25 protein-coding genes and 5 pseudogenes are annotated in these 20,343 nt (G+C 49.6%); 16 read left to right on the top strand and 14 right to left on the bottom strand.

All coding sequences use genetic code 11. The annotated features are described in order from the left end of the window. Positions 1-5 precede the first annotated feature (5 nt). The 4 genes from ACD630_RS16330 to ACD630_RS16315 all read left to right on the top strand — a co-directional run bounded on the left by ACD630_RS16330 (position 6) and on the right by ACD630_RS16315 (position 3,557). Positions 6-1,031: an IS630 family transposase gene (locus ACD630_RS16330; RefSeq protein WP_430359675.1), complete on the top strand. Its 1,026-nt coding sequence runs from the start codon at positions 6-8 to the stop codon at positions 1,029-1,031. Between the two features lie 169 nt (positions 1,032-1,200). After that, complete coding sequence (gene cysB, locus ACD630_RS16325; RefSeq protein ID WP_430359674.1) at positions 1,201-2,175, top strand: HTH-type transcriptional regulator CysB; 975 nt, start codon at positions 1,201-1,203, stop codon at positions 2,173-2,175. Positions 2,176-2,205: 30 nt separating this feature from the next. Next, positions 2,206-2,412: a hypothetical protein gene (locus tag ACD630_RS16320; protein WP_430359673.1), complete on the top strand. Its 207-nt coding sequence runs from the start codon at positions 2,206-2,208 to the stop codon at positions 2,410-2,412. Positions 2,413-2,516: 104 nt separating this feature from the next. Further along, the gene (locus ACD630_RS16315; protein ID WP_430359672.1) at positions 2,517-3,557 is read left to right on the top strand and encodes an IS481 family transposase; all 1,041 of its coding nucleotides are present in this window, start codon (positions 2,517-2,519) and stop codon (positions 3,555-3,557) included. Between the two features lie 59 nt (positions 3,558-3,616). Here ACD630_RS16315 and ACD630_RS16310 read toward each other — a convergent pair. The 4 genes and pseudogenes from ACD630_RS16310 to ACD630_RS16295 all read right to left on the bottom strand — a co-directional run. Then, positions 3,617-3,868, bottom strand: a pseudogene (locus tag ACD630_RS16310) (transposase); the annotation flags it as partial. After that, positions 3,861-4,337 (bottom strand): IS630 family transposase, encoded by a 477-nt coding sequence (locus tag ACD630_RS16305; protein WP_430360098.1) that lies wholly within the window; start codon positions 4,335-4,337, stop codon positions 3,861-3,863. The gene ACD630_RS16305 and the pseudogene ACD630_RS16310, both read right to left, overlap by 8 nt. Before the next feature lie 25 nt (positions 4,338-4,362). Further along, a complete protein-coding gene (locus ACD630_RS16300) occupies positions 4,363-4,728 on the bottom strand; it encodes an IS630 transposase-related protein (protein ID WP_430359671.1) in 366 nt (121 codons plus the stop codon). A gap of 35 nt (positions 4,729-4,763) precedes the next feature. Beyond that, positions 4,764-5,361 (bottom strand): annotated as a pseudogene (locus tag ACD630_RS16295) (IS5 family transposase); the annotation flags it as partial. Positions 5,362-5,427: 66 nt separating this feature from the next. Here ACD630_RS16295 and ACD630_RS16290 point away from each other — a divergent pair. Then, positions 5,428-5,592, top strand: coding sequence for a hypothetical protein (locus ACD630_RS16290; protein ID WP_430359670.1), 165 nt, complete (start codon positions 5,428-5,430; stop codon positions 5,590-5,592). An 80-nt stretch (positions 5,593-5,672) separates the two neighbouring features. Continuing rightward, entirely contained in the window at positions 5,673-6,284 is a 612-nt protein-coding gene (locus tag ACD630_RS16285) for a hypothetical protein (protein ID WP_430359669.1), read from the top strand. 15 nt (positions 6,285-6,299) lie between these two features. Here the strand turns inward: ACD630_RS16285 and nth are convergent, their stop codons facing one another. The 9 genes from nth to ACD630_RS16240 all read right to left on the bottom strand — a co-directional run bounded on the left by nth (position 6,300) and on the right by ACD630_RS16240 (position 13,810). Next, positions 6,300-6,935, bottom strand: coding sequence for an endonuclease III (gene nth / locus ACD630_RS16280; RefSeq protein WP_430359668.1), 636 nt, complete (start codon positions 6,933-6,935; stop codon positions 6,300-6,302). Between the two features lie 16 nt (positions 6,936-6,951). Further along, positions 6,952-7,656: an electron transport complex subunit E gene (locus ACD630_RS16275; protein ID WP_430359667.1), complete on the bottom strand. Its 705-nt coding sequence runs from the start codon at positions 7,654-7,656 to the stop codon at positions 6,952-6,954. A gap of 1 nt (position 7,657) precedes the next feature. Next, on the bottom strand, positions 7,658-8,284 hold the full coding sequence (rsxG, locus tag ACD630_RS16270) for an electron transport complex subunit RsxG (RefSeq protein WP_430359666.1): 627 nt from the start codon (positions 8,282-8,284) through the stop codon (positions 7,658-7,660). A 9-nt stretch (positions 8,285-8,293) separates the two neighbouring features. Next, on the bottom strand, positions 8,294-9,349 hold the full coding sequence (gene rsxD / locus ACD630_RS16265) for an electron transport complex subunit RsxD (RefSeq protein ID WP_430359665.1): 1,056 nt from the start codon (positions 9,347-9,349) through the stop codon (positions 8,294-8,296). After that, entirely contained in the window at positions 9,350-11,530 is a 2,181-nt protein-coding gene (gene rsxC, locus ACD630_RS16260; RefSeq protein WP_430359664.1) for an electron transport complex subunit RsxC, read from the bottom strand. Then, positions 11,523-12,101 (bottom strand): electron transport complex subunit RsxB, encoded by a 579-nt coding sequence (gene rsxB / locus ACD630_RS16255; RefSeq protein WP_430359663.1) that lies wholly within the window; start codon positions 12,099-12,101, stop codon positions 11,523-11,525. Before rsxB ends, rsxC begins: the two co-directional genes overlap by 8 nt. Further along, complete coding sequence (rsxA, locus tag ACD630_RS16250; RefSeq protein ID WP_430360097.1) at positions 12,101-12,682, bottom strand: electron transport complex subunit RsxA; 582 nt, start codon at positions 12,680-12,682, stop codon at positions 12,101-12,103. Before rsxA ends, rsxB begins: the two co-directional genes overlap by 1 nt. Positions 12,683-13,055: 373 nt before the next feature. Further along, positions 13,056-13,487, bottom strand: coding sequence for a transposase (locus ACD630_RS16245; protein ID WP_430360096.1), 432 nt, complete (start codon positions 13,485-13,487; stop codon positions 13,056-13,058). Next, positions 13,400-13,810, bottom strand: coding sequence for an IS630 transposase-related protein (locus tag ACD630_RS16240; protein WP_430359662.1), 411 nt, complete (start codon positions 13,808-13,810; stop codon positions 13,400-13,402). Before ACD630_RS16240 ends, ACD630_RS16245 begins: the two co-directional genes overlap by 88 nt. Before the next feature lie 93 nt (positions 13,811-13,903). Here ACD630_RS16240 and ACD630_RS16235 point away from each other — a divergent pair. The 9 genes and pseudogenes from ACD630_RS16235 to ACD630_RS16195 form a co-directional block, all read left to right on the top strand. Beyond that, positions 13,904-14,311: pseudogene (locus ACD630_RS16235) on the top strand (transposase); the annotation flags it as partial. 39 nt (positions 14,312-14,350) lie between these two features. Beyond that, the gene (locus ACD630_RS16230; protein ID WP_430360095.1) at positions 14,351-14,641 is read left to right on the top strand and encodes a transposase; all 291 of its coding nucleotides are present in this window, start codon (positions 14,351-14,353) and stop codon (positions 14,639-14,641) included. Continuing rightward, a complete protein-coding gene (locus tag ACD630_RS16225) occupies positions 14,553-14,816 on the top strand; it encodes a hypothetical protein (RefSeq protein ID WP_430359661.1) in 264 nt (87 codons plus the stop codon). Before ACD630_RS16230 ends, ACD630_RS16225 begins: the two co-directional genes overlap by 89 nt. A 190-nt stretch (positions 14,817-15,006) precedes the next feature. Further along, positions 15,007-15,402, top strand: a complete 396-nt coding sequence (locus ACD630_RS16220) for an MAPEG family protein (RefSeq protein ID WP_430359660.1) — start codon at positions 15,007-15,009, stop codon at positions 15,400-15,402. A 124-nt stretch (positions 15,403-15,526) separates the two neighbouring features. After that, a complete protein-coding gene (cmoA, locus tag ACD630_RS16215; RefSeq protein ID WP_430359659.1) occupies positions 15,527-16,270 on the top strand; it encodes a carboxy-S-adenosyl-L-methionine synthase CmoA in 744 nt (247 codons plus the stop codon). Continuing rightward, positions 16,267-17,238, top strand: a complete 972-nt coding sequence (gene cmoB / locus ACD630_RS16210) for a tRNA 5-methoxyuridine(34)/uridine 5-oxyacetic acid(34) synthase CmoB (RefSeq protein WP_430359658.1) — start codon at positions 16,267-16,269, stop codon at positions 17,236-17,238. Before cmoA ends, cmoB begins: the two co-directional genes overlap by 4 nt. A gap of 582 nt (positions 17,239-17,820) precedes the next feature. After that, positions 17,821-18,378 (top strand): annotated as a pseudogene (locus ACD630_RS16205) (IS5 family transposase); the annotation flags it as partial. A 175-nt stretch (positions 18,379-18,553) separates the two neighbouring features. Then, complete coding sequence (locus ACD630_RS16200; protein ID WP_430359657.1) at positions 18,554-18,796, top strand: hypothetical protein; 243 nt, start codon at positions 18,554-18,556, stop codon at positions 18,794-18,796. 327 nt (positions 18,797-19,123) lie between these two features. Then, positions 19,124-19,297 carry a hypothetical protein gene (locus tag ACD630_RS16195; RefSeq protein WP_430360143.1) on the top strand — a complete coding sequence of 58 codons (174 nt, stop codon included), beginning with the start codon at positions 19,124-19,126 and terminating at the stop codon, positions 19,295-19,297. Between the two features lie 214 nt (positions 19,298-19,511). Here ACD630_RS16195 and ACD630_RS16190 read toward each other — a convergent pair. Then, positions 19,512-19,913, bottom strand: a pseudogene (locus ACD630_RS16190) (transposase); the annotation flags it as partial. 35 nt (positions 19,914-19,948) lie between these two features. Here ACD630_RS16190 and ACD630_RS16185 point away from each other — a divergent pair. Next, positions 19,949-20,323 (top strand): IS630 transposase-related protein, encoded by a 375-nt coding sequence (locus ACD630_RS16185; RefSeq protein ID WP_430359656.1) that lies wholly within the window; start codon positions 19,949-19,951, stop codon positions 20,321-20,323. Positions 20,324-20,343: the final 20 nt, after the last annotated feature.

Raw genomic sequence — 20,343 nt, 5'->3', positions numbered from 1 at the left:
CCACTATGAAGATATTTATTACCGACAAGCAAAAAGCCGAACTCGAACACCTTCATGACACCAGTCGTGATAAGCGTGTTTGTGATCGCATCAAAGCCGTCCTGCTGGCCTCCGAAGGCTGGACCTCTGCGATGATTGCGCAAGCTCTGCGTCTGCACGAAACGACGGTAAACCAACATATCAACGATTACGTCAACACTCGCAAACTTAAACCTGAAAACGGTGGGTCTGCAAGTCGGCTTTGTGCTGAAAAGACTGCGCTCTTAATCAGCTATTTATCTCAACATCTCTTCCATCATACCCACGACATCGTGGCTTATGTCGAACATCGCTGGGCTATCCGATTCAGTATTCCCGGCATGAACAAGTGGTTGCACCGTCATGGTTTCTCCTACAAAAAACCGGCGGGCGTACCCCATAAATTCAGTGAAGAAAATCAGAAGCATTTCATTGAATATTATGAGAATTTAAAGAAAACAGCCGGCAATGAGGCGATTCTGTTTATCGATGCGGTTCATCCGACACAAGCCACAAAGCTCAGTTATGGATGGATACGAAAAGGGCATAAAAAGTCAGTTAAAACAACGGGAAGTCGAACCCGTCTGAATATACTGGGTGCGCTGAATCTGAGCGATATCGGCGGTACGGTTATTCACGATTACAAAAAAATTAATGACTACAACATTGCTCGTTTTTTCATTGAGATACGCAAACGTTACCCTGATTACCGACAGAGAATCCATGTAATACTGGACGGTGCGGGTTATCACCGAACCCAATTGATTAAGGATTGGGCCTTTGTCGTGAACATAGAGCTTCACTATTTACCGCCTTACAGTCCGAATCTGAACGCGATAGAACGCCTGTGGAAAGTGATGAATGAGCATACACGGAATAATCGCTATTTTGAAAACACCCGCGATTTTCGGGATGCAATATTCAATTTTTTCACCAATACGCTACCAGAAATAGCTGACTCGCTGACGTCCAGAATTCACGATCGTTTTCAGGTGCTCAAACCTGCATCTTGAGGTTTATTGGGTATATAAAAATATTTTTTATGATTAAATGACCTTAATATGATGAAATAACCGCCTGCTTTTCATCGCATTGCAAATGTTGCTGCGTCATGAAAAAGTAAAGCAACGGTAGATAATTTATTCGTGCCTGATGCACATGCTCAATAACATGGGATGACATATGAAATTGCAACAGCTTCGTTATATCGTTGAAGTTGTTAATCATAACCTGAATGTTTCCTCAACGGCTGAGGGTCTGTACACCTCGCAGCCGGGAATCAGTAAACAGGTGAGAATGCTGGAAGATGAGCTGGGAATTCAAATTTTTGCGCGTAGCGGTAAGCACCTGACTCAGGTAACGCCGGCAGGTCAGGAAGTGGTGCGTATTGCCCGGGAAGTGCTCTCTAAGGTGGATGCCATCAAGGCCGTAGCAGGAGAGCACACCTATCCTGATAAAGGTTCGCTCTATGTGGCTACCACGCATACGCAGGCGCGTTACGCATTGCCGGATGTCATCAAAGGATTCATTGAGCGTTATCCTCGCGTTTCACTGCATATGCATCAGGGATCGCCAACGCAGATAGCCGAAGCGGTCGCGAAAGGGACGGCTGATTTTGCCATCGCCACTGAGGCGCTGCATCTGTATGACGATTTGATCATGCTGCCATGCTACCACTGGAATCGCGCAGTGGTGGTGAAACCCGATCATCCGTTGGCAACGAAGAAAGATATCACCATTGAAGAACTGGCAGCCTATCCGATAGTTACCTACACCTTCGGTTTTACCGGCCGTTCGGAGCTGGATACCGCATTTAACCGTGCAGGGTTGACACCGCGCATTGTGTTCACTGCCACGGATGCTGATGTGATCAAAACATACGTGCGTCTGGGGTTGGGTGTGGGTGTTATCGCCAACATGGCCGTCGACCCGCGCACGGAGACAGATCTGGTGACCATTAACGCGAACAGCATTTTTAGCTACAGCACCACCAAGATCGGGTTCCGGCGCAGTACCTTCCTGCGCAGCTACATGTATGATTTTATTCAGCGCTTTGCGCCGCACATCACGCGTGATGTGGTGGATTCTGCCATTGCTTTGCGATCAAATGAAGAAATTGAAGCTATGTTTAAGGGTATAACGCTGCCCGTGAAATAGCGTCGATTATTCATCAAAGAAGTGCATGGCATGATCAAGCTTGTGCTATCAGTAGTGGCCTGTGCGCTAATAGTGATATCAGGCATCGTGCTGCATGGCCTCTACGCTTTTGAACTCCCTGAACGCGCCCAGCAGACTTTATCGTTTTCGCTGGGCGATGCCCGTCTTGAAGGCACACTGTTGCTGCCTGATAACAAACACAACCTGCCTGTGGTGTTGCTAGGCTGTGTCCCTTAATTTGTATTAGTCGCGACTAGATCTGACACTGGACCTTGAAAGGTTGAGAGTTACCGGTTTTGATATGGGTGTCTAATCCTTAAACAAAACGCGAGGTAACTCTCATGCTTCATACTAACAATCCCATTATCAAACACAAAGCCGGCCTGCTCAATCTCGCCGAAGAACTCGGTAACGTATCAAAAGCCTGCAAGAGCATGGGCGTGTCACGCGATACATTTTACCGTTATCAGGAACTGGCTGCTGAAGGCAGCATTGATGCGCTGGTTAACCAGAACCGCCGGGTTCCGAACCTGAAGAACCGCGCCGACGAAGCCACTGAACGCGCGGTTGTTGATTATGCTATTGAGTTCCCGCCCCATGGGCAGCACCGGACCAGTAATGAGCTGCGTAAAAAAGGTGTGTTTATCTCCGGCAGCGGCGTGCGCTCCATCTGGCAACGACACGACCTGGAGAACTTCCGTAAACGCCTGAAGGCGCTTGAGGAAAAGGTCGCCAGAGAAGGCATTGTCCTTACCGACGCTCAAATCGCAGCCCTGGAGAAGAAGGCGCACGATGATGAGGCCTGCGGTGAAATCGAGACGGCACATCCCGGGTATCTGGGCTCGCAGGACACCTTCTACGTGGGCAATCTGAAGGGGGTGGGCCGTATCTACCAGCAGACGTTCGTGGATACGTACTCGAAAGTGGCGCACTGCAAGCTGTATACGAATAAAACACCGCTCACCGCCGCCGACCTGCTCAATGATCGCGTACTCCCGTTCTACGAGGCTCAGGGACTGCCGGTGCTGAGAATACTGACCGACAGGGGTACGGAGTACTGTGGTAAAGTGGAGCAGCATGATTATCAGCTTTATCTGGCTATCAACGATATCGAGCATACGAAAACGAAGGCGATGTCTCCGCAGACGAACGGCATCTGCGAGCGCTTCCATAAAACCATTTTGCAGGATTTTTATCAGGTTACGTTCCGCAAGAAGTTATATGGAGACCTGGAAAGCCTGCAGGTAGATCTGGACAACTGGTTGTGGCATTACAATACTGAGCGAACTCATCAGGGAAAAATGTGCTGCGGGCGTACGCCGATGGCCAGTTTACTCGATGGAAAACGGATCTGGGCAGAAAAGAATCTGAACCAGATGTAATCTGACAGACACCTGTATAAATAATCGGTAACTGTCAGCTCAGGTCTGAGCTAGTACACTTAATTGCGTAACCGGCGGTAAAACAAGCGGATGCAGCCCAGTTTCACCATTGCTAGATAGTTTCTTGCCATTTTTTCATAACGTGTGGCGATCCGTCGATATTCCTTTAAACGGCCAAAACACCTTTCCACAACGTTGCGACGGCGATAAGCATCACGATCAAGTTGCGAGCGTCCATCTGAAGCCAGTTTTTCATTTGATTTTCGGGGAATAACCATTTTTATCCCTCTTTTTTTCAACTCGTTACGTATAGCCAAGCGACTTAATTTTGATTACACCATATGGACTGAGAACAAAATCTCTGTATCGCAACCACTCTCTCTTTTTTTTGCTTTTTGCTTGTGCCCATTTATGCTCAATGGGGTTAAGATCTGGCGAATATGTAGGCAAATACTCCACCATATACCCTGCATCGATGATGACTTGTTGAATATTATGTTTTTTGTGAAAAGTTGCATTGTCCATCACGATTACACTGTTTTTAGGGAGCCTGTAACTGTTTTTCGTCCATAAAGTAACCTGCTTTTGATGTTGGATTGAACATATCAAAATCAGGCAATTACACAATCTCGTGTACAGGCTCAGCGTTGTGACTAATAAAGCGCCGATAACATTTGTTCTTCCCTTGGCTCCCCAGTTCTTCAGGTCAAAACACCGTTGACCTTTTGGGGAATAACCGTGAGTCCGTGGGGTATCGTGTGGAAAACCACTTTCATCAATAAAAACAATAGGTTTACCTTCTTTTTCATACTGTTGTATTTTTTGTTGGAATGCTTGCAGGGCGCTTTCGTCGGCTTTCGGATAACGTAGAGTTTTTTTTATAGGTCAAGCCCAGCTTTTTAAGAGCTTGCCAAATGCCCTTCTGACAAACGCCAAAACGCTCTGCACGTTCTTTTTGGTAAGCATCTGGATATTGTTCAACATCTTTTATCAACTCGGATTTATCGATCTTTCGCTGACGCGTGGTCGATGCTTTTGACGCTATTTGATTAATCCAACGCGATACAGAGGTAGGGCCAATCCGAAATTGCTTCGCTGTTTCTCGGATACTCAACCCTTCTTCTTCCCGTGTAGATATCACTTTACGTCTAAAATCAATTGAATAGCTCATTTAAATAATGTAATCAAAATTAAGTCGTTTAGCTATAGTGCATTCCCAGAGTAGGCTTTGTCAGCCAGTACTGCATGGCCACGACGCTTCATGTTGCCGTTCTGGCGTTGCACGCCAATTCCGTCCAGGAGTCGTAACGCAAACAGGCTTTCGTGACCCTGTCCAGCACTCAGTACGACGTTTAGCGGGATGCCGCTTCCGTTAGTCGCCATGTGGATTTTGGTGCCATAACCACCTCGTGAGCGACCCAGGCTATTATCGTTGGTAATATCGAGATGTTTTTTTGAGCGCCAGCCGCACATTTGAGCGCACGGATATTACTGCCATCCAGCGCAGTGGCTGACCAGTCAACAAGTTCATGAGCATCAAGAAATGAAAGTAACTTATTGAAAATAATGTTAATGATTCCAGACTTTGAGCATCTATTGAAACGGTTATAAACGCTTTTCCATGGGCCGTAACGTTCAGGTAAATCACGCTATGGTGCGCCTGAACACAGTATCCAGAACATGCCGTTGAAGATTTTTCGATGTTCTGCCCACGGCCGGCCGGGGCCCGTGGAGATGTCAAAACGGTTGGCAACAAGGGCTCAATGATTGCCCATGCTTCATCAGAAAGATCGTAGTGAGTCATAATCAAAAGTGTCGTAGAAACAGATGGATACTATAGCTCAAGCAATTATAGCCAACCGACTTAAAAATGATTACAGCCAATGCCCTGATATGTGGCAAAAAAATACAGCCAATTGTTATCAAAATAATGTCGCTTGGCTATAAGGGACACAGCCTAGTGCACGGCGACGGTGCCCAAGACCGCTGCTCTGATGGCGGCTACCTTCCGCTGGTAAATGAATTTGTTGCCTAGGTGATTGGCTGGCACAGACCCTACGCGATCGTGCGGATGAAGCGGTTGCCGCACTGCATGCGTTGCGTGCACGGCCAGAATTGAAAGAGAGTCGTCTGGGGTTTCTCGGTTTTTCTCAAGCGGGGTGGGTGGTACCTAATGCCAGTCAGCGTTCAACAGCAGATTTTATCGTGTTAATTGGCCCTGCGATAAACTGGCGCGAGCAAGGTTTCTACTACATGCAGCAACGTTTAGCCGTAGAAGGGGCAGAGCCATCGGAGATTACCGCTGCCATCGCGAGAGAACGTGTAGCCTATTCACAACGCTTTACGCCCCAAACGGTGATGCAACCTTGCTCGTCACGTTGCACTCGAGACGATTTTGAGCGACGTAATGCGTTGTCGGATGCACGTCAGGACATTGCCGCACAGCACGTGCCGGTGATGGTGCTGATGGGGGCTCAAGATCTCAATGTTTCCTCGAAGGAAACATTAACGGTGTTGAGTCGGTTACTGCCGGTGGCAACTTCACGCTGCTTACGCGAAGTCAAAGATGCCACCCACGGATTACTGCGCGCCAAATGTTTTAATTATCAACTGAACGACCAATGGCCGCGTTGGACGCAGTGGGGATTTTTAGCAGCAGGACAGTCTGCTTACGCGCTCGGTGCCCTAGACGCGATATCAGAGTGGATCTTGGCAAGACGTTGCTGAATGCACTGAGTAGCCTCAGGCGTATACCTTGTCACCGAATTCGCACAAATCTTCAATCAGGCAGGAACCGCAGCGCGGTTTACGGGCGATGCAGGTGTAACGTCCGTGCAAAATCAGCCAGTGGTGGCAGTAGATTTTGAATTCTGCTGGCACTACCTTCAATAGCTTTTCTTCTACTGCATCTACGTTTTTTCCCGGCGCGAATCCGGTACGGTTGCACACGCGGAAAATATGTGTATCAACGGCGATGGTGGGCCAACCAAAGGCGGTGTTTAACACTACGTTGGCGGTTTTACGACCGACACCGGGCAGTGCTTCCAGCGCTTCGCGATTTTCCGGTACCTGACCCTGATGCTTGTCTAACAGAATACGGCAGGTCTTGATGATATTTTCAGCCTTGCTGTTAAACAGGCCAATGGTGCGGATATAAGCTTTTACACCGTCAACCCCAAGTGCCAACAAGGTTTCTGGTGTGTTAGCGACCGGATAGAGTTTTGCAGTGGCTTTATTCACGCTGACATCTGTGGCCTGTGCTGAAAGCAGTACGGCTATCAACAGCTCGAACGGTGTATCAAAGTGTAACTCTGTGATCGGATGTGGATTCGCATCGCGCAGACGACGCAAGATTTCGCCGCGTTTTTCCTTGTTCATCGTCTTATCCTTATGCTTATGGTGCCGTTCCGGTCAGCGTGTCAGCTGCTGTAACGTTCCGTTTTGCCTCGCTGACGGCGCGGCGGCGTTTCATTTTTTCGTCAATCAGGTATTTGGCGGCAAGCAACAGCGCTAAACCGATAAACGCACCAGGCGGCAGCATCGCCAGCAAGAGCGAGGTATCAACGTGGATCACTTCGATGTGCAGCGCTTTGGCCCAATTGCCGAGCAACAAGTCTGCACCGTCAAACAGCGTGCCATTACCCAGTAATTCACGCAGGGAACCCAACACGAACATGGTACAGGTCGCTCCCATGCCCATGGCGAAACCATCCAGTGCCGAAAGGGCGACGGGGTTTTGCGCGGCGTAGGCTTCCGCACGTCCGATCACCAAACAGTTAGTGACGATCAGTGGAATAAAAATGCCCAGCGACTGGTATAAGCCGTAGGCATAGGCGTTAATCAGCATTTCCACCGAGCTGACCACGGCTGCAATAATCATCACATAAATAGGAATGCGGATTTCAGACGGGACCCACCGGCGCATGGCGGAAATCGCTGCATTGGTGCAGGTCAGTACCAGCGTGGTGGCTAACCCTAAGCCCAAGGCGTTGGTGGCGGTGGAGGTGACGGCCAGCAGTGGGCACATGCCTAACAGTTGCACCAGCGCTGAGTTGTTTTTCCAAAGCCCCTGGGCCAGAAGGTGTTTCACTTCACTCATGTTACTCTGCTCCACAATTCTGCAATGTCGTCAGGCGCGCCGGGAGGGTCTGCATAAAAAGCGCACTCCGTTTGCTGGCGTTTACCACGGCACGGGGCGTGATGGTGGCACCGGTGAACTGATCGTATTCGCCGCCATCTTTTTTGACGGCCCACTGGCGATCGTCGGCACTTTGCACGGTACGTCCGGTAAAGCGGGTTATCCAGTCAGATACCCGCAGATCAATTTTGTCGCCCAGTCCTGGCGTTTCATGGTGCTCAGTCACCCGAACCCCGAGTACCTTACCATGGAAATCCGCCCCTATCAGCAGATGAATGGCACCGGAATAACCGTCTGGTGCGCTCGATTCAATGGCTGCCGCCACCGGAGTATCACCTTTGCGTGCAAAGTAGAGATGTCGCGCGGATGTCGTGCCCAGCGCCTCATCGGTGACAAGGTAACATTCTTGCAGAATATTGTTGTCGTAAATATCAGGAGGAATCACCTGATTCAGCAACGCTTTTTGTTGCAACTGTGCTTGATGGGCAATAGTAGGTTTGGTCAGGGTATTGACCACCGCTGTCAAGCCGCTGGTCAAGGCGGCAAACAGTGCCAGCGTGGTCGCGTGACGTCGCATCGTACTGATCATGCTATTTCCTTATCGACGATGGCCGTAGGCGCGTGGTTGGGTAAAGTAATCGATGAGCGGAACGGTAATATTCGCCAGTAATACCGCAAACGCGATGCCATCCGGGTATCCACCGTAGGTACGGATCAACCACACCAGCAGCCCAATCAGCACGCCAAACAACAAGCGCCCTTTATTGGTGGTGGAGGCCGTCACGGGATCGGTGGCGATGAAAAAAGCACCGAGCATGGTGGCACCAGAGAACAGATGCAGCAGTGGAGGTGCGGCTTTTTCCGGCATCAATACCCAGCCGAGCGCGGCGCACAGCAGCAAAGAGAGCAGCATGCTGACGGGAATATGCCAGCGAATGGAGCGGGTCAATAATAAAAGAATGCCACCGGCAAGGTACGCCAGATTGACCCATTGCCAGCCCACGCCAGCCAGACTCTCCGCAAAGATTGGGTGTTGTAATACTTGTGCCGGTGTTTCCCCGGCGCGCAGGCCGGTTTTGAAGCCATCTAACGGCGTGGCCTGGGTAATGCCATCAATGTTCTGCATTATCCCCTGAATGTGTAAACCCGCATCGGTTTGTCCGGTAAAAATCACATGCAGTGCATCAACGAAGGTGACCGGTGCCACCTGTAGCGCGCTGGGCGGTAGCCAACTGGTCATCTGGACCGGGAAGGAGATTAACAGCACTACGTAGCCGACCATAGCCGGATTAAACGGATTGTTTCCTAATCCGCCATACAGTTGCTTGGCGATCACGATAGCGAAAAATGTGGCAAGCACCACCATCCACCAAGGTGCCAACGGGGGCAAGCTGACACCGAGCAGAATGGCGGTTAACAGCGCCGATTGATCCGCCAGCGTGGGGAGTACTGCAAATTTCCTCAGTGACAATGTCACCGCTTCCGCCGTAAACGCTGTTGCCGAGGCGAGGGCGATTTGTATCAAGGTGCCGACGCCAAAAAACAGGGTCTGGGTAGCGATACCGGGCACACAGGCAAGTATTACCCACAGCATGATGCGCTGTGTGCGCTGATGGTTATGGGTAAAAGGCGAACTTGCGATCTTGAAAGCCATCTATTCCTCGTGAGTATGGATTAACGCCTGTTCGGCTTTACGTGCTTTAACGCGGGCAATGGCAGCGGCAACGGCGGCTTTGCGTGGGTCTCTGAGATCGGGAGCGGGTTCCGCTGCGGGGGCCGGCGCGGCGACAACCGTAGGGAGGATAGCCTCCGGCGCTTGCTGAGCCGCTTTTTTGGCTTTAACGCGGGCAATAGCAGCGGCAACGGCAGCTTTGCGTGGGTCGCTCCGATCGGGCTCAGGTTCTGCTTCAGGAGCAGGCGCGGCGACAATCGTTGGGGGGATAGCCTCTGGCGCTTGCTGAGCCGCTTTTTTGGCCTTAACGCGGGCAATAGCAGCGGCAACAGCGGCTTTGCGTGGGTCGCTCAGATCGGGCACAAGTTCCTCTTCGGGTGCTGGCGTGGCGACAGTCGCTGGGGGAATACCCTCAGGCGCTTGCTGCGCTGTCTTTTTAGCTTTAACCCGAGCAATAGCCGCAGCCACCGCAGCCTGTCTTGGATCCTCTGGCACAGCGGAAACCGGTTGGGCTTGTTCGGTATCGGCCTGCATCCGTTGCTTCTCGCGCGCCTGAGCTTTTCGCGCTTCGCGCGCAGCGATGACCGCGCTGTTATCCGGCGTTTGGTCAGGATTTATCGCAATGGCAGCAAGCGGTTCAGCAAGCACATTTTTGCTATGCACGCGCTCCAGTGCAGCCTGAACGGCCTTTTTATCCGCCGTAGACACTGTGGCAGCCGCTTGCTGATGACGCCGTTCACGCGCCGCTTTTTCTCGCTCCAGACGCAACTGTTTTGCATCAAAACGCGCTTTCGCCTGCTGCGCCCGCGATGCCTCAAGATCGATAGTGCGGATTTCAGCCTTTTCCTGACGGTAGTATTGCACCAACGGAATATTGCTTGGGCAGACATAGGCACAGGCACCGCATTCAATACAGTCAAACAAATGGTGCGCGCGCGCCTTTTCATGCTCCTGCCCGCGGCTGAACCAGTAAAGCTGCTGTGGCAACAGTCCTGCCGGGCAGGCGTCGGCGCACTTACTGCACCGAATGCAGGATTGCTCTTGCTCTGGAGCCTGCATTTCGTTCACTGACGGCGCAAGAATACAGTTGCTGATTTTCACAATGGGAACGTCAAGCGCGGGTAGGGTGAAGCCCATCAGCGGTCCACCCATGATCACCATCGGGGTTTTGTTTTCGGCATGAAACCCGGCCTGTTTAAGCGAGTGGCGCACTGGCGTGCCGAGGCGCGCCCAGACATTGCCCGGTTGGCGCAGTGCTTCCCCGGTCAGGGTGACCACTCGCTCCGTCAAGGCTTCACCGTCGATCACCGCACGCTTGATGGCATACGCGGTACCGACGTTTTGCATCAATACGCCGATCGAGGCGGAATGTTTGCCAAAGGGCACTTCTTTGCCAGTCAAAATCTTGGTGAGCTGCTTGGCACCGCCGGAGGGGTATTTGGTGGGAATGACCCGCAACCGAATGTCTGTGCGATCGGCCAGTGCGTGGCGCAGTGCCTGGATAGCCTCGGGTTTGTTGTCTTCAATGCCAATCAAGGTACGTTCGGGTGAAAGCAAATGCATCAGGATCTCAATCCCTTGCACAATTTCACGGGCATACTCTTGAATCAACCGATCGTCGGCGGTGATGTAAGGTTCACATTCAGCGGCATTGATGATCAACGTTGCGATACCGCGCAGCCCACCTTTGAGTTTGGCCGAGGTTGGGAAGCCAGCGCCGCCCAAACCAGCAATACCAGCCTGATGTAAATGCGCGAGCAGGGTGTCTATCGAATGCTGCTGATAATCAGGTAAGCACTGGCGATCGCACCAGCGATCTTCCCCGTCAGGAATAATTATGATGCTTAACTCGGGCAAGGCCGAAGGGTGTGCTGTCATGTGTGGACGGATAGCGTTGACCGTGCCGGAGGTAGGGGCGTGTACCGGCAGCATGAGTCCTGTACCGCGCGTAAGGGGTTGACCGCGCAGTACCCGATCGCCAACGTTCACGCAAAGTTCGCCTTCCGGTCCGAGGTGCTGTTTCAGCGGAATAATAAACTGTTCGGGCAGCGGGATGTAACGCATCGGTACGCGGCTGGACTGGGTTTTCATCTCCGGTGGATGAATGCCACCGTCGAAATCCCAAACTCTCTCTTTACGAAACAGATTTAACAGCTTAAGCATGATGTTCTACTTGGATAAGGCGAACCGGAATGGTCTCAAGATCCCATTTCCAGCTGGACGTCGTGGTGGCTACCGGGCGCAGTTCGATGCAATCTGTAGGGCAAGGGGCGACACACAGGTCACAACCGGTACAGAGATCGCTCACCACGGTGTGCACGGCGCGGGTGGTGCCAATAATGGCATCAACCGGGCAGGCCTGAATACATTTGGTGCAGCCTATGCAGTTGCTTTCGTCGATCCAAGCGACTTTGAGTGCTGGTTGCAGATCCGCTGTGTCAGCATCGAGCGGCTGCGGGTCAACATTGAGTTTCTCGGCCAGCTTCAGCATCATTGCCTCGCCGCCGGGGCCGCATTTGTTGATGTGCTCACCGTGCAACGCTACGGCTTCAGCATAAGGACGGCAGCCTGGATAGCCGCATTGACCACATTGGCTTTGCGGCAGCATCGCTTCGACCTGTTCGACGATGGGATCAGCATCAACGTGAAAACGGCGCGAGGCAAAACCAAGAATCAAACCGGAAACCAGCGCGAGCACACTCACCGCTACAATCGCAATCCAAATGGCATTCATTAGAATTTCACCAACCCGGTAAAGCCCATAAACGCGAGCGACATCAACCCAGCGGTGACCAATGCAATCGATGAGCCCTTGAACGGCGCGGGTACATCCGACACGGCAATGCGTTCACGAATGGCGGCGAACAACACCATAACCAGTGAGAAACCAGCAGCGGCGCTGAGGCCATAACCCGTTGATTGCAGGAAGTTGTGTGACAGGTTGACGTTGAGCAACGCAACGCCCAGCACGGCGCAGTTGGTGGTGATCAGCGGCAGGAAAATTCCTAGCAGGCGATAGAGTTCCGGGCTGGTTTTGCGCACGGCCATTTCGGTGAACTGCACCACGACCGCCAAAATCAAAATAAAGGCCATGGTACGCAGGTAGACGATGCCCAACGGCAGTAGCACATACTCGTTGACTAGCCAGGAAAACATCGAGCCGAACGTCATGACGAAGGTTGTTGCCAACCCCATGCCAATGGCGGTTTCCAATTTCTTGGACACGCCCATAAAGGGGCAAAGCCCGAGAAATTTCACCAGAACAAAATTGTTCACCAGCAGCGTGCTGACGAAAAGAAGTAGATAGTCGGTCATTACCATGCCTATAAAACAAAACTGGACTATTATCCGACATTGTAAGGCTTTCGACAACACACCCAAAATAGGGATATTCACCAAAAGCGGATATTTACCCCGCAGTTGGCAGAGCAAACCGTTATAGCCAAGCGACATTATTTTGATAACAATTAGCTGTATTTTTTTGCCACATATCAGGGCATTGACTGTAATCACTTTTAAGTCGGTTGGCTATATCAACCGCACAAAAGCGTAACCTGCACACACACAGAAGCACGTCTGTTGGACGTGCCGCAGGCGGTTAACGTCGTGCCACCGCAAGTGTTACGCGATCAGGCGGCACGCACGCTGGACGAAGCGCTGTACAGCATCAGTGGTATAGCCAAGCGACTTAATTTTGATTACACCATATGGACTGAGAACAAAATCTCTGTATCGCAACCACTCTCTCTTTTTTTGCTTGTGCCCATTTATGCTCAATGGGGTTAAGATCTGGCAAATACTCCACCATATACCCTGCATCGATGATGACTTGTTGAATATTATGTTTTTTGTGAAAAGTTGCATTGTCCATCACGATTACCCTGTTTTTAGGGAGTACTGGGATAAGGACTTGTGTGACCCAGGAATAGAAAACATCGCTGTTAATATTGATATCAAATAATCCGATAGCAAACAGCGTTGTGCCTAATAAAGCGCCGATAACATTTGTTCTTTCCTTGGCTCCCCCGTTCTTCAGGCCAAAACACCGTTGACCTTTTGGGGAATAGCCGTGAGTTCGTGGGGTATCGTGTGGAAAACCACTTTCATCAGTAAAAACAATAGGTTTACCTTTTTTTCATACTGTTGTATTTTTTGTTGAAATGCTTGCCGGGCGCTTTCGTCGGCTTTCGGATGGCGTAGCGTTTTTTTATAGGTCAATCCCAGCTTTTTAAGAGCTTGCCAAATGGCCTTCTGACAAACGCCAAAACGCTCTGCACGTTCTTTTTGGTAAGCATCTGGATATGGTTCAACATCTTTTATCAACTCGGATTTATCGCTCTTTCGCTGACGCGTGGTCGATGCTTTTGACGCTATTTGATTAATCCAACGCGATACAGAGGCAGGGCCAATCCGAAATTGCTTCGCTGTTTCTCGGATACTCAACCCTTCTTCATTCCCGTGTAGATATCACTTTACCTCTAAAATCAATTGAATAGCTCATTTAAATAATGTAATCAAAATTAAGTCGTTTAGCTATATAAGGCGGTAACACGCGACCTCAAGGCAGTGTATCAGGCTCCAGCCGAAGAGGCCGCGCTTCAGGCGCTGGAGACGTTCGGTGGGACATGGGATCACCGCTATCCGCAGATAAGCCGGAGCTGGCAGTCAAACTGGGCCAACCTGTCGACATTCTTCTCGTACCCGCAGGAACTTCGCAAGGTAATCTACACGACGAACGCTAACGCTATAGAATCACTGAACAGCGTGCTCCGGCATGCAATCAAGAAACGCAAGGTGTTCCCGACTGATGACTCGCTGAAGAAGGTCGTATGGCTGGCAATCCAGGCGGCATCACAGAAATGGACGATGCCCTTACAGGACTGGCGTATGGCAATGAGTCGCTTTATTATCGAGTTCGGTGACCGCCTTGACGGTCACTTCTGAGGAAAGGCATTTACACAAAATCTTAAACAGGCTCTTGCTATCGGATTATTTGATATCAATATTAACAGCGATGTTTTCTATTCCTGGGTCACACAAGTCCTTATCCCAGTACTCCCTAAAAACAGGGTAATCGTGATGGACAATGCAACTTTTCACAAAAAACATAATATTCAACAAGTCATCATCGATGCAGGGTATATGGTGGAGTATTTGCCTACATATTGGCCAAATCTTAACCCCATTGAGCATAAATGGGCACAAGCAAAAAAAGAGAGAGTGGTTGCGATACAGAGATTTTGTTCTCAGTCCATATGGTGTAATCAAAATTAAGTCGCTTGGCTATAAACTGAAGGTCTGGCAGGAACATTCTCCGTATCTGTTTATCCATACGCCTGACATTGGCAATGTATTCCCGCTGGCACTGGCGATATGGCCGTTATTAGAGCCGGTTATCGCTGCCTGCCCGCCGCGCCCTGACTGGCCGCAACAGGAAGCCTTATTTTAAACAAATATAAAACAATAACGTATTAAAAGGCTTTTTTTAGCATTTTTTATTATAACTTCAGGTTTTGAACTGTTTTTTTTAAAAGCAGACATTACAGGCGACAGTCTGACAGCAGACAGTTATCATTCTAACAGCCGAAGTCGGTTAATATTTTCTGTCAGGCAATGTTTGCCCGACAATGGAGTGGAACATGATAAGCGCGCTCTATGTGGTGCTTGGCGCATTGTTGCTGGTAAAACTGTCTCTCGATGTGGTTAAACTGCGTATGCAATACCGCGTAGCTTACGGAGACGGTGGTTTTTATGAATTACAGACCGCCATTCGGGTGCATGGCAATGCCGTAGAATACCTCCCCATCGGCGCTATTCTTCTGGTGCTGATGGAAATGAACGGTGCCTTGATCGCCATGATTCACTTGTGCGGTATTTTGTTGATTATTGGCCGGCTCTTTCACTGCGTGGGCTTGCGTCAACGTGAATTCCGCTGGCGTCGTACCGGAATGGCCGCTACCTACGCCTCACTGGTATTGATGTCGCTGTTCAATCTTTACTACCTTCCTTGGGAATTGGTGCTCACGCTCTATTAACCGCGCGTGTGATGTTGGTGCGCTGTATGTACTGTGGCGCGCCGCAAGGAAACAGACTTTCTTATCCGTATTTGTTAGACTGTCCCACCTTTTTTATTAACCGCACCGTAATTTCGTGTCCATCATGCCAAATCGCGATACGCTTTTTTCTGTTCCCATAGCCCACCTCGGTGATTGGACCTTTGACGAACGCGTCGCTGAAGTCTTTCCCGATATGGTTCAGCGCTCCGTCCCCGGTTATTCGAATATTATTTCCATGATCGGCATGTTGGCCGAACGTTTCGTCAAACCAGATACTCAGATTTACGATCTGGGATGCTCGCTGGGTGCCGCTACACTGTCGATGAGGCGTAACATTCAGACCACGGGTTGCAACATTATCGCCGTTGACAACTCACCCGCGATGATTGAACGCTGTCGCCGCCACATTGATGCTTTTCGCGCAGCTACTCCCATCAAGGTTATCGAAGCAGATATCCGCGACATCGTCATCGAAAATGCCTCCCTGGTGGTACTCAACTTCACCTTGCAATTCCTAGCACCGGAAGAGCGGCAAACACTGTTAACGCGTATCTATCAAGGCTTGAACCCCGGTGGTGCGCTGGTGTTATCGGAGAAGTTCAGCTTTGAAGACAGCAAAGTGGGTGAGCTGTTATTCAACATGCACCACGATTTCAAACGGGCAAATGGCTACAGCGAATTAGAGATCAGTCAAAAGCGCAATATGTTGGAAAACGTCATGCTGACCGATTCGGTGGAGACCCATAAATTTCGTCTGGCGCACGCTGGATTTCAACACAGCGAAGTGTGGTTTCAGTGCTTTAATTTTGGTTCGTTACTGGCGCTAAAAGCTGAGGATAAGGCGTGATCGATTTCGGCAATTTTTATCAGCTTATCGCGAAAGGCCCACTGAGCCATTGGTTAAATACGCTGCCAGCCCAACTGAGTGCATGGCAACGGGAATCGCTGCACGGTAAATTTAAGCAATGGTTCAATGCCGTTGAAGCCTTGCCTGAACTAACGCCCTCGCAGCTAGATGTGCTACACAGCGTCACCGCGGTGTTACAGCCGGATCTCAGCAATGGACAGCGTGAAGGGATGGAAGTGCGCCTGCGTCAACTGATGCCGTGGCGTAAAGGCCCCTATTCGCTTTACGGTGTCAATATCGACACCGAATGGCGCTCCGATTGGAAATGGGAGCGGCTAACGCCACATATCAGCGCCTTGCAGGGTCGTCTGGTATTGGATGTCGGTTGCGGCAGCGGTTATCACCTATGGCGCATGGTTGGTGCCGGTGCGCATCTGGCTGTGGGTATCGACCCGATGCAGCTTTTCGTCTGCCAATTCGAAGCCGTACGCAAACTGCTTGGTAACGATCAACGTGCGCATGTATTACCGCTTGGCATCGAACAACTGCCGGAGCTCGCTGCCTTTGATACTGTGTTCTCCATGGGCGTGCTTTACCATCGCCGTTCGCCGCTCGATCATCTGTGGCAGTTGAAAAATCAGTTGGTTTTCGGTGGAGAACTGGTGCTGGAAACTCTGGTTATCGAGGGCGATGAAAATGCCGTGCTAGTGCCTGGTGAGCGTTACGCACAAATGCGAAATGTTTACTTTATTCCCTCAGCTCCGGCGCTGGTACGCTGGTTGGAAAAGTGCGGTTTTGTCGATGTGCGTATCGTCGATCAGTGCGTCACTACCCTCGAGGAACAGCGCAAAACCTCATGGATGGTCACAGAATCACTGGCTGATTTTCTCGATCCTAACGATCGCAGTAAAACCTGCGAAGGTTACCCCGCGCCATTGCGTGCCGTGATTGTGGCACGTAATCCGTAGCATCTCGCCCCGTCTTTGCGCCGGAGTTTTACTTTCTATTTATCGCAACATCGGGTCCCGGTCCAGAATCTGCTTTTTGATATTTCTAGCTGCGCTTTTTATTTGCTTTCGGAAAATTTCATGATGCATAATCGCGTTACATAAAACAAGGTGATAATCTGATATAAAAATAATTGTTTTCTTCATATCACGACTCCACTCACTAACAGGGAGTCATCAATATGTTACTGTCCACGTCAAGTGCTACACTTTCAACTCATTCAATTTCTTCCCCCCAGAGCGCCTCGCAAGAGAACACATCCTCCATGGCGAAAGTCGATCTGATAAAAAACAAATTATCTTCGATAACGCCCGACCAAACCAGTTATGAAATAAATTGTTTTAAATCATTTTTTGATAAAAATTAGGCTTTGTTGAATAATAGGTAATCATGCTGTTTTTCCATGCCAGTTTTGGTTGAAAATGCTTGTCATCTCAGGTGTACACTTTTCTCATGAGGCCTAACTGCATGATTTTACGTTGCGAGGATCCGTCGTTTCGCTGGGCTGCCAGCATAAAATCTATTTATTCAACAAAGCCGGAACCGGCCTGAAGGTCTTTGGCGAAGGCGAATGGAAAGTCCGGCAGCATGGTGCCGACAGACGCAGGGTATGGCGTAAGCTGCACCTGGCAGTAGACAGTGTGACGCATGAGATTATCTGTGCGGATTTGTCGCTCAGTGGTACGACTGATGCCCAAGCTCTACCGGCGCTGATAAACCAGACCCACTGGAAAATCAGAGAGGCATCGGCTGACGGCGCTTAGGATACAGTTTACTGCTATGATGCTCTGGTGAGGAAGAAAATAAGGCCGCTTATCCCGCCACGAAGGGGGGCTCAATATTGGCAAGATCGCTACCACGAGCGTAACCACGCTGTTGCAAATCAGCGCATTAGCGGTAGTAACGCTATCTGGAAAAAGAAAGTGGGCTATCACCGGCGCTCAGTGGCTGAAACGGCCATGTTCCGCTTCAAAAGGCTTCTGGGTGGTCATCTAAGTCTGAGAGACTACGATGGTCAGGTGGGTGAAGCCATGGCCATGGTCAAAGCGCTTAACCTGATCACGCTATTAGGAATGCCGAACAGTATTCGCATCACGTAACAATCGACCCGTATGGGGCGCAGTCGTTACAAGTTCTGATTTATTCAACAAAGCCAATGGATTATTGAAAACCGTTGCCACGACGATAAATACGATTAGGGATAATATTGAGATTGGTGAAGATAACGCCGATAATTATGTTCAACTCAATCAATTAAAAGATGAGATTGATAAATTGATGCAGTCGAGCGAGAGTAAAAATATAGCCAACCGACTTAAAAATGATTACATCCAGTGCCTTGATATGTGGCAAAAAATACAGCTAATTGTTATCAAAATAATGTCTCTTGGCTATACCGGTATCGGTGAACGAATTGGAAAAGAAATTGATCGTGTTGCGCCTCGAGTAGAAAATGAGGTCAAGCGTAGCGTGGACAAAATAGCCAAAGAAGCTAAGCGTTTTTTTAGAAAGTTTTAATATTAATGCGTTGTGGAATCAATATCCGTGCTTTTGATATCACTAAGCGAAGGAAAATTAACCTGGAGGTAGAAAAACATCTTTATAATATTTCAGCGACATTAACCTAAGTGCGTATTGCAGCCCTCCCGCTCGCAGGATATAGTATTGGTCCGGCGTTATCTGCGCCTCCATCCGCGGAAAGGGCTGCGCCCAATACAAGTAGGCAACCTAAAGGTTACGACTCCCCACCTGAATGCGGATAAGGTATTGGAAAGGAGTTCGTATATCTGTACATCCGATAAGTAAGAGCCTGTACACGAGATTGTGTAATTGCCTGATTTTGATATGTTCAATCCAACATCAAAAGCAGGTTACTTTATGGACGAAAAACAGTTACAGGCTCTGGCTAACGAGCTGGCCAAAAATCTCAAAACCCCTGACGCTCTCAACCAGTTTGATTGCCTGCTGAAAAAGATCTGCGTTGCGAGGATCTGTCGTTTCACCGGGGGTGCAGCATAAAATATGTTTATTCAACAAAGCCCCATATACCCTGCATCGATGATGACTTGTTGAATATTATGTTTTTTGCATTGTCCATCACGATTACCCTGTTTTTAGGGAGTACTGGGATAAGGACTTGTGTGACCCAGGAATAGAAAACATCGCTGTTAATATTGATATCAAATAATCCGATAGCAAGAGCCTGTTTAAGATTTTGTGTAAATGCCTTTCCTCAGAAGTGATCGTCAAGGCGGTCACCGAACTCGATAATAAAGCGACTCATTGCCATACGCCAGTCCTGTAAGGGCATCGTCCATTTCTGTGATGCCGCCTGGATTGCCAGCCATACGACCTTCTTCACCGAGTCATCAGTCGGGAACACCTTGCGTTTCTTGATTGCATGCCGGAGCACGCTGTTCAGTGATTCTATAGCGTTCGTCGTGTAGATTACCTTGCGAAGTTCCTGCGGGTACGAGAAGAATATCGACAGGTTGGCCCAGTTTGACTGCCAGCTCCGGCTTATCTGCGGATAGCGGTGATCCCATGTCCCACCGAACGTCTCCAGCGCCTGAAGCGCGGCCTCTTCGGTTGGAGCCTGATACACTGCCTTGAGGTCGCGTGTTACCGCCTTATATAGCTAAACGACTTAATTTTGATTGCATTATTTAAATGAGCTATTCAATTGATTTTAGACGTAAAGTGATATCTACACGGGAAGAAGAAGGGTTGAGTATCCGAGAAACAGCGAAGCAATTTCGGATTGGCCCTGCCTCTGTATCGCGTTGGATTAATCAAATAGCGTCAAAAGCATCGACCACGCGTCAGCGAAAGATCGATAAATTCGAGTTGATAAAAGATGTTGAACCATATCCAGATGCTTACCAAAAAGAACGTGCAGAGCGTTTTGGCGTTTGTCAGAAGGCCATTTGGCCAGCTCTTAAAAAGCTGGGATTGACCTATAAAAAAACGCTACGTCATCCGAAAGCCGACGAAAGCGCACGGCAAGCATTTCAACAAAAAATACAACAGTATGAAAAAATGTAAACCTATTGTTTTTATTGATG

It is taken from the genome of Symbiopectobacterium sp. RP, from assembly GCF_050472005.1.
Taxonomy (GTDB): domain Bacteria; phylum Pseudomonadota; class Gammaproteobacteria; order Enterobacterales; family Enterobacteriaceae; genus Symbiopectobacterium.
Note: the sequence above shows the minus strand (reverse complement) of the source record. Positions and strands in the feature narration are given on the sequence as shown.